Source organism: Maribacter sp. MMG018 (genome assembly GCF_018100785.1).
Taxonomy (GTDB): domain Bacteria; phylum Bacteroidota; class Bacteroidia; order Flavobacteriales; family Flavobacteriaceae; genus Maribacter.
In genome coordinates this window covers 1,887,169-1,898,970 of record NZ_JAGJEC010000001.1, presented here as the reverse complement: position 1 = coordinate 1,898,970, position 11,802 = coordinate 1,887,169, and the positions used below count along the sequence as shown (strand labels likewise).

The 11,802-nt window shown below is 38.5% G+C and carries 9 protein-coding genes; 4 read left to right on the top strand and 5 right to left on the bottom strand.

Going from position 1 to position 11,802, the window contains the following annotated elements:
* Positions 1–120 precede the first annotated feature (120 nt).
* The 4 genes from J8L85_RS08180 (at position 121) to uvrB (ending at position 6,465) form a co-directional block, all read left to right on the top strand.
* Positions 121–2,577, top strand: a complete 2,457-nt coding sequence (locus J8L85_RS08180) for a DUF11 domain-containing protein (RefSeq protein ID WP_211016207.1) — start codon at positions 121–123, stop codon at positions 2,575–2,577.
* Between the two features lie 70 nt (positions 2,578–2,647).
* Complete coding sequence (locus J8L85_RS08175) at positions 2,648–3,550, top strand: ATP-binding cassette domain-containing protein (RefSeq protein ID WP_211016206.1); 903 nt, start codon at positions 2,648–2,650, stop codon at positions 3,548–3,550.
* An 11-nt stretch (positions 3,551–3,561) separates the two neighbouring features.
* Positions 3,562–4,395, top strand: a complete 834-nt coding sequence (locus J8L85_RS08170) for an ABC transporter permease (RefSeq protein ID WP_211016205.1) — start codon at positions 3,562–3,564, stop codon at positions 4,393–4,395.
* A 78-nt stretch (positions 4,396–4,473) separates the two neighbouring features.
* The gene (gene uvrB, locus J8L85_RS08165) at positions 4,474–6,465 is read left to right on the top strand and encodes an excinuclease ABC subunit UvrB (protein WP_211016204.1); all 1,992 of its coding nucleotides are present in this window, start codon (positions 4,474–4,476) and stop codon (positions 6,463–6,465) included.
* A 649-nt stretch (positions 6,466–7,114) separates the two neighbouring features.
* Here the strand turns inward: uvrB and J8L85_RS08160 are convergent.
* From J8L85_RS08160 to J8L85_RS08140, 5 genes are all read right to left on the bottom strand, one after another.
* The gene (locus tag J8L85_RS08160) at positions 7,115–7,540 is read right to left on the bottom strand and encodes an Hsp20/alpha crystallin family protein (RefSeq protein WP_211016203.1); all 426 of its coding nucleotides are present in this window, start codon (positions 7,538–7,540) and stop codon (positions 7,115–7,117) included.
* Between the two features lie 304 nt (positions 7,541–7,844).
* Positions 7,845–8,246 (bottom strand): TerB family tellurite resistance protein, encoded by a 402-nt coding sequence (locus J8L85_RS08155; protein ID WP_211016202.1) that lies wholly within the window; start codon positions 8,244–8,246, stop codon positions 7,845–7,847.
* A gap of 121 nt (positions 8,247–8,367) precedes the next feature.
* Positions 8,368–8,766, bottom strand: a complete 399-nt coding sequence (locus J8L85_RS08150) for a hypothetical protein (RefSeq protein ID WP_211016201.1) — start codon at positions 8,764–8,766, stop codon at positions 8,368–8,370.
* Positions 8,767–8,872: 106 nt separating this feature from the next.
* On the bottom strand, positions 8,873–10,828 hold the full coding sequence (locus J8L85_RS08145) for an OmpA family protein (protein WP_247656582.1): 1,956 nt from the start codon (positions 10,826–10,828) through the stop codon (positions 8,873–8,875).
* An 11-nt stretch (positions 10,829–10,839) separates the two neighbouring features.
* On the bottom strand, positions 10,840–11,766 hold the full coding sequence (locus J8L85_RS08140) for a type IX secretion system membrane protein PorP/SprF (protein ID WP_211016200.1): 927 nt from the start codon (positions 11,764–11,766) through the stop codon (positions 10,840–10,842).
* Between the last annotated feature and the right edge of the window lie 36 nt (positions 11,767–11,802).

Below are 11,802 nucleotides of genomic sequence, written 5' to 3'. Positions count from 1 at the left end.
AATAATGCTATATAGGCCTTTTACAACACTACACCGTCGGTATACAACAAACTATTGTACAACCACAATACATGGTCTTACTTTGAAAATTAAAGTAAAAAATTCCCCATATTGAGTCATATGTCATTTTTTAAAAATAGAATTGTATTAGCACTCCTTTTTTTATGTGCTATAAATGGATATGCCCAATTAAGTGATTTACACTATTTGCCCCCATTAAAACAAGGAAGCAACAACCAAGCTATTCAACAACAAGCGATTTATCTATCTACACCGGAAACAACGGCTTTCACCGTTAATGCCTATTTAGGTACTTCCACTACTCCACTTACTACTTTTTCTTTATCAAAGACTACTCCTGTTACCTATAACCTTGCCAACGGAGATAATAATATAACTTTAGTTGTAAATGACAGTACAGGTGTCGTTTTAAGAAATAGCGGATTACGTTTTGAGGCCCCGAGCGGCAAAGAGTTCTATGTAAATTACAGAGGGGTATCCGGTTCCCAAGGAGCATCGTTAACCTCAAAAGGTAGAGCCGCCATGGGAACTCGTTTTAAATGGGGCGGTGTTCCCAACCTTGGCACACATCTATCAAAATCCAATACCTTAGGTATTATGGCTACGGAAGATGGCACAAAGGTAAAACTATCCGGCTATGACCCAGATTGTGTCTTTCGTTTGGGAAGTGACTCAGCAGGGATAACGGCCGATTCCTATGAAATTACATTGAATAAAAATGAATCATTCGTATTTGAAGCCTATCTGGGCAATACATTCTCAACTGCACAAAGCCAAGGCTGGATAGGTGCTTCAATAGAGTCCGACAAAGACATCGTAATCAGTAATGGATCTTTGAACTATGGTAGACAAGCCAATTCTTCCAATAGGGATGCTGGGATAGACCAACCAGTGCCAGAAGACAAACTCGGAAAAGAATACGTTTTCGTAAGAGGTAAAGGTGGAACAACGGGCCCAACGGAATTTCCGATTATCATCGGAACCCAAAATAATACGGAAATCTATGTCAATGGATCTGCCACAGCCATTGCAACGATCAACAATGGGGATTTTTATGAAATTCCCAGCAGCTATTACTCTTCTAATTCAGTGGGCGCCAACATGTACGTAAGCACATCTAAAGATGTATATGCTTATCAATGTTTGGCAGGCTCAAGTGCTGTTTATACCCAAGGATTGAATTTTGTTGCCCCAGTAAATTGCCTATTACCTGATACCATGGACAACATCACGAATATAACGGATGCTGCCGGCACAACAATTTCTGGAGGTATCACTATAATCGCTTCGACCTCAACACCCGATTCGAATATTGTAGTAACCGATGACACGGGAACGGTGACTCTTCCTAGCTCCTCATCCGTGGCAGGGACAAGCTTATGGAAAACTTTTTATATTCCCAATTTGACGGGAGATGTTAGTGTAGAATCTACGGGACCGATTGCAGTTGGCTTCTTTGGCTATAATGGTGCACGTGGAGTCGCAGGATATTTCTCGGGCTTCGATACTGTACCGGAGGTAGATTTACAGATTACGGGTGGTGGTTGCTTGCCAGGTTCTGTAATAGAGGTGGTAGATGCCAATTACGATGCCTATCAATGGTTTCAAAACGGTACTATAGTTCCAGGAGCTACGTTGTCAAGTTACACCCCAACCGAAGCAGGTGATTACTATGTTAGAGTTACCAAAGGCGGCTGCACCTATGATTCACAACCAATAGCGGCTTACTATTGTCTACCGGATATCGTAGTCAAAAAAACGGCCGATAAGAATACTATTTTAGAAGGTGATATTGTAGAATTCACGATTACCGTAGAAAGCTTGGGTATCAATGATGTTACTAATCTTAAGATTACCGATGTTATTCCCGATGGATTAACGTTGTTGTCCGCTAACCCTAGTGTTGGTAGCTGGACTGCTCCCGAATGGACCATAGGTACGCTTTCACAAGGTGAATTGGTATCTCTTGTATTAGAAGTTCAAGCGGATGAGCTTCCGTTTGATTCTACTGTTTCATCATACACTAATACCGTTTCCAACAGCCAAGATCAGGTGGATGCGAACATCACATCGGACGACCTTAGTGAAACCTTGACAATTTCGAACAATGAGATTACCCTTACAAAAGTGGCCTTACCAGCTCCTGATGGTTCCTATGACAGTTTAGGAGAAGAGATTACATATGAATTGGTCGTTACCAATAACGGCCCCTCTACATTAACCAATGTAACCATAACCGACCCCATGGCAGATTCAGGAAGTATCAGTCCGGCATCGGTCGCATCATTGGCACCGTCCAATTCTGCAACGTTTACACTTACACATAGTATCACAAACCCAGAACTTAGTAGCTTAAGGGTAACCAATACAGCTACCGTTCAGGCTTTGTTACCCAACGGGTTTAGTATTTCCGATACATCCGATGACCCCAATAACAGTTCCGATGTAGATAGCAACGGTGATGGGGAACCCGATGATCCTACGGTAATTACCCTAGGAAGACCTAAAACGGTGATCACCAATAGAAATACGACCTACAGGGTGAAACTAAATTAATTTATAAGGTTCTGTAACAAAACCTTCTTGTTCTCGTCAAGTAAGTAGAATCAATCAAAAACTACTTGCTTTGAGCACAATACTAACCGTAAACAACCTTACCAAAAAGTTTGGTCACCTAACTGCCGTTAAGGATTTATCATTTACTATAGAAAAAGGCAATGTCTATGGCATTCTGGGCCCTAACGGAAGTGGCAAATCCACCACATTGGGCATTGTATTGAACGTGGTCAATAGAACAAGTGGTAATTTTCATTGGTTCGACGGCTCCGTTTCTACCCATGAAGCCCTTAAAAAAGTTGGTGCCATTATTGAAAGGCCTAATTTTTACCCCTATATGACAGCAGTCCAAAATTTAAAATTGGTCTGCAAGATAAAAGAGGTTAGTGAAGATAAAATTGAGGAAAAACTGGAACTGGTAGGTTTACTGGACCGTAAGAACAGTAAGTTTAAGACCTATTCTTTAGGTATGAAACAACGCTTGGCCATTGCCTCTGCCCTACTCAACGATCCCGAAATTTTAATCTTGGACGAGCCTACCAATGGGTTAGATCCACAGGGAATTCACCAAATACGCCAAATAATCACCAAGATAGCCGCTGAAGGAACTACCATTTTGTTGGCTTCTCACCTATTGGACGAAGTGGAAAAAGTGTGTAGCCATGTAATTATACTCCGAAAAGGAGAAAAACTATATGCCGGCCGTGTAGATGGCATGTTGGCCAGCCATGGTTTTTTTGAATTAAAATGTGATGATATGGAAAAGTTGGCCTCCAACCTAAGGTCCAACCCCAGTTTTCTTGAGGTCAAACAAGAAAACGGCCTTATTACCGCTTTTCTAAAAGAAGAAATGGACGCCAAACACCTCAATGAATCCTTATATAAAAACGGTATTGTACTATCGCACCTGATCAAAAGAAAAGAAAGCTTAGAAGAACAATTCTTGACCTTGACCAAAAATCAATCAAACTAACCGACCAAGAAATGATACGTTTACTACAAATAGAATTTATAAAACTTTGGAACAATAGGGCCAGCAAGGTCTTGATCATATCCTACTTTTTTATATTGACCTCTATTGCGCTGGTCGCGGCCATAAAATTCGATATAGGTCCCGTTAAGTTCCACATGGCGGAAATAGGTATTTTCAATTTTCCCTACATCTGGCATTTCAACACCTTTATTACCGCTTTTTTTAAATTATTTCTCGCCATAGTGATCGTGTCTATGATGGCGAACGAGTATAGTAATAAAACCATAAAACAGAACTTGATAGACGGGCTTTCTAAAAAGGAGTTTATTCTTTCCAAGTTCTTGACCGTTGTTTCCTTCGCCCTGATTTCTACCATATTCGTATTCGTAGTATCGTTAATTCTAGGGTTGGTGTATTCGGATTATGACGAACTCTCCATCATATTTTCAGATCTGGAATTCATCGTGGCCTTTTTCTTTAAACTTTTGGGTTTCTTTTCTTTTTGTCTTTTTCTAGGAATTTTGGTAAAACGTTCCGCTTTTGCCCTTGGGTTCTTAATTCTATGGCAAATATTGGAAGGCATTATTAGAGGACTGATACGCTGGAAGTTGTTTGACGGGGATACCACGGAGACAATTATGGGTTTCTTTCCTTTACAATCCATGTTCAACTTGATTAAAGAGCCTTTTACCAGATTGGAAGCCGTACAAACGGTAGCAGATCAGGTAGGTGAACATATCAATCTAAATTACCAAGTACATTGGTACGAGATCGCAATAGTGATGGCTTGGACCGGCATATTTATTTACCTATCCTACGCCTTGCTCAAGAAACGGGATCTATAACCCACAAACTAGATTCATTTTCTGCAATTAACCCATTTTCCAAATACTATTACAAGGAGTGTTTTGTACTTTTATTGAATGAAGTTTAAAGTAGTATCCGAATTTAGTCCGACAGGGGACCAGCCAAACGCCATCAAAGAATTGACGACCGGTCTGGAAACAGGGGAAAAATACCAAACATTATTGGGTGTTACGGGTTCTGGAAAGACCTTTACGATAGCCAATGTTATAGAGAAAGTGCAACGACCTACTTTGGTGCTTGCCCATAACAAGACCTTGGCCGCCCAGTTATATTCCGAATTCAAACAATTTTTCCCGGATAATGCTATCGAGTATTTTGTTTCGTACTATGATTATTACCAACCTGAAGCCTACATTCCTACAAGTGGGGTCTATATAGAAAAAGATCTTTCTATAAACGAGGACATCGAAAAATTACGGCTCAGTGCTACTTCATCGTTACTTTCGGGAAGACGTGATGTTTTAGTGGTCGCCTCGGTTTCTTGCCTTTACGGTATCGGAAACCCGGTCGAATTTCAAAAAAATGTTATTTCTATACAAAAAGACCAAATAATCTCTAGAACCAAATTCTTGCATCAATTGGTACAAAGTCTCTATTCTAGGACAACAGCAGACTTTAGAAATGGAAACTTTAGGGTAAAGGGAGACGTTGTCGATGTTTTTCCGAGCTATGCCGACCACGCATTTAGAATTCATTTTTTTGGGGACGAAATAGAGGAAATAGAAGCTTTCGACCCTTTTAACAATAAAGTGCTGGAGGTATACGAAAACTTGAACATATATCCGGCAAACATGTTCGTCACCTCTCAAGATGTGCTACAAAACGCTATTCATAGCATACAGGACGACCTTGTAAAACAGCTCGATTATTTTAAGGAAATCGGAAAACCCTTGGAAGCAAAACGTTTGGAGGAACGTACAAACTTCGACCTTGAAATGATCAGGGAACTTGGTTATTGTTCCGGTATCGAAAATTATTCCAGGTATCTGGATGGCAGGGAACCGGGCACACGGCCCTTCTGCCTATTGGATTACTTTCCGGACGATTATTTGATGGTAATAGACGAAAGCCACGTAACCATTCCACAAGTACACGCTATGTACGGTGGAGACCGCTCAAGAAAGATAAATTTAGTAGAATATGGTTTTAGGTTACCGGCCGCCATGGACAATAGACCGTTGAAATTTGAAGAGTTCGAGGCACTTCAAAATCAGGTAATATATGTAAGTGCCACCCCAGCAGATTATGAGCTACAACTGAGCCAAGGGGTGTATGTAGAGCAAATTATTAGACCCACAGGCCTGTTGGACCCGATCATAGAAGTACGGCCAAGCCTCAACCAGATAGATGACCTTGTGGAAGAAATTCACCAAAGGGTAGAAAAAGATGAAAGGGTATTGGTTACCACACTTACCAAACGTATGGCTGAAGAACTTGCCAAATACCTGGATAGAATAAGTGTTAGGTGTAGATATATTCATAGTGATGTAGACACCTTGGAACGTGTGGAGATTATGCAAGATCTAAGAAAAGGTATTTTTGACGTACTGATCGGCGTAAACCTTTTGAGAGAAGGTCTGGATCTTCCGGAGGTATCGTTGGTAGCAATTTTAGATGCCGACAAAGAAGGTTTTCTTCGTAATACCAGATCACTTACACAGACGGTAGGAAGAGCTGCAAGAAACTTAAACGGTATGGCGATCATGTATGCGGACAAGATAACGGACAGCATGCAAAGAACCATTGACGAGACAAATTACAGAAGGGAAAAACAGATAAATTACAACACGGAACACAACCTTGTACCCAAAGCATTGAACAAAAATCTTGACAGTGTGCTAGTTCAAAATTCAGTCTCTACATACCATTTTAAAAAGGAAGAATTAAGAGCTGCGGAACCCGACTTGGAATACCTTACAAAAGACCAGATCAACAAACTGATCAGGGAAAAAAGAAAGGAGATGGAAAAAGCGGCAAAAGAACTCGATTTTATGCAAGCCGCAAAACTACGAGACGAAATAAAAGCACTCCAAGAACAAGAAAATTAAAAAATATTCCGTAAAAAAGATTCATGTGCCTCTTTTTAAAAAATATAAACAAACACTAAACATAAATACCTGTAAAAATCTGAATAAAAGTGATTTATAAATATTTTTAGATTAGACTAAATTTGTTGTTTTCTTTATTTTTCAGAAAAAAACAGGAATCAAAATACTTTTTAATACGTGCGGACGCCTCTAAAAAAAATTTCGGTTTTTAACGCTGAAGCCGTTTCTCAATTTTAGTAGAGCACAGAGAAATTACTTGCTGAAACCATGTCGAATTTACAACATTTTTAGAGATAAAAAAATGCAGTACACCCCTTCGGCAAAATGCCAAAAAATCACCTCGAACTCAGGTTGATTCCAACAGGCAAAAATCAAAAAACAAAATCATGAAAACGAAACGTCCACTACCCTATTTTCATGAATAATTTTAGACACAAAATTTGAACGCAACAGAGCGGATCTTTAAATAAAAAATATTGAGAAATAGGTTTTGAAACATTGAGGTCTTGTTCTAACATTTACTTTTTTTTCAAAAGCCTTTGGACCTATTACGAACATAAAAAAAGCGCCTTGATTTCTCAAGGCGCCCTAACCAACCAACTATTCAACTATTACAAAATCCAAATTATAGGATTTATGTCTCTTCTTATTAAGACAACGATATCATTCTTTTTGGTTTTGGTAAAGCTTCTTTCTTTTTAGGTAATGTAAATTTTAAGATACCATCTTCATAAGTAGCCTTAATTTTATCACTGTCTACAGAATCCGGTAGAGTGAAAGATCTTTTAAAGGAAGAATAACTAAATTCCCTTCTAGTATAATTATCTTCTTTTGTTTCCTTATCGGATTTTACCTCAGAGGAAATTGACAATAGACTATCATCTATTTCAATATTAAAATCCTCTTTAGACCTACCGGGAACCGCTAGTTCCATTTCAAATTCTTTCTCCCCTTCTTTAATGTTCACCGCAGGAACATTAGTACCAAAGTTTTCCATTCCGCCAAACCAATCAGGTTTAAAAATTTCGTTCATCAATGAAGGAAATAAAACGTCGTTTCTTTTTACTAAACTCATAACTATATATTTTTTTTGATTAAACATTGTTACGCCTAACCAAAGACAAATCCTATACCAACCCACAAAACAAGACAATATGTCGCTTTTTTGCAAATTTGAAATGACATATTGACACTTTTGTGTTTTTTTAATAAGCTAAAATCAATTATCGTCCAAGGCACCATGACCAATTTGACATATAAAATACAAGAGAACTGACGCCATAAATAAAAAAAGCATGGTATAGCCACTACAACAGTGCTACACAAATGGTAAGAGACCCTATAAAGGAGAGTAAAGCAAAAGAGAGGTATTCTTTACATTAATTATCGTAAGCCTTAAAAATATTGATGAGTACCTCTGGGGGAACGATCTTGTTGGGGTATTTGTGCATAATGGCCAAAACCTGCTCTATTGCAGCGGGCGGCAACCCCATTCCCAATCCAATATCGTGTAAACGTTTTATCTCGGTAAGATCATTACTATTGTCAACGTTCATGAGCAAGATCAACCTATTAAACTGCACCAACCTATCGGCCTGCGATTTTGGTATTACGTGTTCTACCTTTTTGCTGAACAAAGAATCGAACTCTTTTTTACTGATCTCCAATTGTTGGGCTACATTAAAAAGAAAATCGTATTCCGATCGCTTTAAGGTATTATCTATTCTGGCAAAAGCGATCATTTCAGAAAGAATACTCAATTTTTCTTTTTTTGTACTCATTTTGATACTACCTATTGGTTATAAAGCTATTTAAAACAGGATAAAGAATAGCAAAAAGCTACAAAATAACCTATTGGAGTACAAGATCTTAAAAAAGTCCTAACAAGGCTTAATTTTATAACTAATTAACACTTAAAAAATCATTGACATTATTTGACGATAAATTGGACTTTGACGATTTGTATATACTATAGAGTGTTTTTCTAACAGATTTGGGATTTAAGCCCATTTCCACTCCCTTTTGATACAATGTTCTTATGTTTTTGTAATCTATCTTTTTTCCTTGATCATAGTAAGACAATACAAATCGGTAAAACTTAATTATGCATTCTGAGATAGAAGCTGGCAAAACATAGACCCTATGTTCCTTCAATAGAGCATTGAATTCTTCTTCGCTTAGACCCAAGTGCTTTCCAACTTTTAACAAAAAATCATATTCCGATTCTTTTAAAGTACTATCTACGGTCGCAGCCATTAACATTCCAGAAACAATATTACGTTTTTCGTTCTTACAGTCCATACATTACTTTTCCAATTGCTTAATTACGTTCTTCTTTTTTGTAAAAAATATTGGCCCTGTAAGTGACAGGGCCAATTATCCAGTTAGATTACAGCCATTGCCATTCTTAATCGAAAGTCTGTTTTACCAGTTCGTCTTTCTTCTTCTTAAGAATTATAAAATCGGATCTTCTATTTATCAAATGTTCTTGTTCAGAGCATTTAACACCATTCTTACATTTATTCTTTAGTTGAGTTTCTCCATAACCAATGGCACTTTCTATACGATCAAGCGCTATGCCCTTAGAAAAGAGATAGTCTCTAGTGGATTTGGCCCTGGCATCCGATAACCTAAGATTATAATCATCCGATCCACGAGAATCTGTATGCGACTCTATCTTGATCTTGATATCGGGAAACTCGTTCATTGCGAACAATACTTTTTCCAACTCTATTTCCGCTCTCGCGGTTATATCGCTCTTATCATAATCAAAATAAATTGGGTCTACCTTTATTTTCTCTACATCGCCCTCTTTTACGATTAAGCTATCATAGGGGGTCAGGTACACTATATTGTTTTCCGAATCCGATTCAGGATTTTCGGTCGTTGCAACAAAAACTGTTTTTTCAGAAAACCTCTGTTTCGAAAACACCATTCTATTGCGTCTATTACAGGGTAAAGACAGTTCATAATACCCCTTTTCATCGGTCTTTAAAATTTCTATCAAACCATCTTCAGGGTTTTTCAACTCAACGTTGGCATTGGCAATGGGCTCATTCGTTGTTTCATTCAACACATAACCCGAATACACCAAGCAATCGGTCGGAGCTACTTTTTCAAAATAGTATATATCATCGTCTCCCATACCCCCCATTCTATTAGAGGCAAAATAACCCGTATTGGTTACCGGATCTTTAATCAATGAAAAATCATCCATATTACTATTAAACGGGGCTCCCATATTCAATGGTATCGAATATTCGTCTTTTGAGAATATCTTTGATTTGAACAGGTCAAGACCGCCCATTCCGTAATGTCCGTCTGACGCAAAATACAATACATCGTTAACTACATACGGAAACATTTCCCGACCTTTTGTGTTTACAGAAGGCCCCAAATTCATGGGAGGGGAAGTAACCTCTCCGGTCGTGGACAAAGAGACCACATAAATATCGCTGTCCCCATAGCCGCCGGGCATATTGGAGGTAAAATACAGATACTTACCATCTGTACTTATAGCAGGATGCCCACAGGAGTATTCGATATTGTTAAACGATAAAGACGTACTGTTCACCAATTCTCCATTAAAAATTTCGGCCCTTACTATTTGCATATTGGAAAGCCCTTCGTTATTTGTCTTTAACTTGCCCTTTTTTAGGTAGTTTCTTGTCACATAAACAGTCTCCATATCTTTACCGAACACCACGGAAGCATCATGATAATCGGACAAAAGGCCCTGCACAAATTTTTCGGGCACAAATTCATCGAACATTGTGTTGGTCACAAAAAGATCTAGATAAGGTTGATTGTTCCAAGGGTATATTTTACCTCCTGCCTTTATGCTATCTCGCGTACTTGAAAACACCAATTTATTATCTCTGTAGAAGGCGGGGGAAAAATCGGACTTTCGACTATTGAACGGTACGTTCTTTATAGCAAAAGCAGGCTCCTCTAGCAATAAGCTATCCAAGTTCTTTTGTTGCGCCAAAATCATGTCCAACCTATCTTTATCCTTATAAAAGGACAGCAACACCTCATCTGCACGCTGTATATCGTTACCTGCTTTTAGGCATTGTACCAATTTTATGATATTGTTCTCTCCAACATCCTTTCCTTTAAGAAGATAGAGTTTTGCATACCAATCTTTGGCCTGGGTATAGTTACCTATATTAAAATAGCTATCGGCCAGCTTTTGTAGTATTTCCTCATCGGTTCTTTTTTGGGCTATTTCCGAATAAAGCTCAATAGCCTTATCAAACTTAAAATCCTCAAAATAGGTCAACGCACGTGCTTCCTTGGTTTGGCCCTGCATCATCAAAAAAGAACCTAAAGCAATAATTGTATATTGTAGTTTTAAATTCATGGTCTTATTTTTTAGAAGAATCTTGGAGATAGGGCTCTTTTCTTCAAGCCATCCAAATTGTAGGTTAAAATTATCTCATGTGAACCGTCGTTATAGTTTTGCAACCCTGTAACGGAGTAATCATAGGCATAGCCAAGAAAGAATTTATCGGACAGGTATATTCCGGCCAAGCCACTTATGGCATCGTCGTACCTATAGGCAACACCCAATGCCACTTTTTCTTGAAGCAGAAAGTTACCGGACACGTCTACCGTTAAAGGAGAGCCCGATACATGTTTTGTTAACACTGCTGGCTTAAACTTCACGGTCGAGGACAAATCGAAAACATACCCTCCCATAAAATAATATTGGCTTTTACGGTCTACTACCGTGGCAGAATCGTCGTTATATAACTTTGAATTCAACAAGTTGTTACTGGAAACGCCCAAGTACCATTTACTGCTATAGTAATATACTCCCGCCCCTACGATAGGCCTTACCTCATTTAGGTTCTGCTGAAAAACGGGATCTAGGTTGTTTGAAATATTTCCTTTTGACCAATCTATATTTAAGATATCCAGACCTGCATTTATTCCCAATGCCAACTTGGTATTCTCACCTGTCGGAAGGTGATAGGCAAAATTACCGTTTATCTGAATAGTATTTGAAGCCCCTAGGTTATCGTTAATGGCCGTTAACCCCAGACCTATCCTATCTTTAACCAAACCATGTACAGCAAAGCTCTGTGTTTCGGGAGCCCCTTCTATACCCGCCCACTGCGAACGATACAGCAAACTTGCGGCAAGCTTACCGGCAGAACCGGTATAACCCGAGTTAATAACCTCTGTATTGTACATATATTGGGTATACTGTGGTGCTTGCTGTGCAAAAGAATTTACCATACTTAGGCCAAAAACAAAGCATACTAAGTATTTGATATTATATATATTTTTTTTCATGTTATTTATTTTAAAAGTTTGGACGAATTTTAAGCG

Coding starts and splice junctions, on each gene's coding strand:
- J8L85_RS08180 (WP_211016207.1), top strand. CDS start 121: ATGTCATTTTTTAAAAATAGAATTGTATTAGCACTCCTTTTTTTATGT.
- J8L85_RS08170 (WP_211016205.1), top strand. CDS start 3,562: ATGATACGTTTACTACAAATAGAATTTATAAAACTTTGGAACAATAGG.
- uvrB (WP_211016204.1), top strand. CDS start 4,474: ATGAAGTTTAAAGTAGTATCCGAATTTAGTCCGACAGGGGACCAGCCA.
- J8L85_RS08160 (WP_211016203.1), bottom strand. CDS start 7,540: ATGAGTTTAGTAAAAAGAAACGACGTTTTATTTCCTTCATTGATGAAC.
- J8L85_RS08155 (WP_211016202.1), bottom strand. CDS start 8,246: ATGAGTACAAAAAAAGAAAAATTGAGTATTCTTTCTGAAATGATCGCT.
- J8L85_RS08150 (WP_211016201.1), bottom strand. CDS start 8,766: ATGGACTGTAAGAACGAAAAACGTAATATTGTTTCTGGAATGTTAATG.
- J8L85_RS08145 (WP_247656582.1), bottom strand. CDS start 10,828: ATGAATTTAAAACTACAATATACAATTATTGCTTTAGGTTCTTTTTTG.
- J8L85_RS08140 (WP_211016200.1), bottom strand. CDS start 11,766: ATGAAAAAAAATATATATAATATCAAATACTTAGTATGCTTTGTTTTT.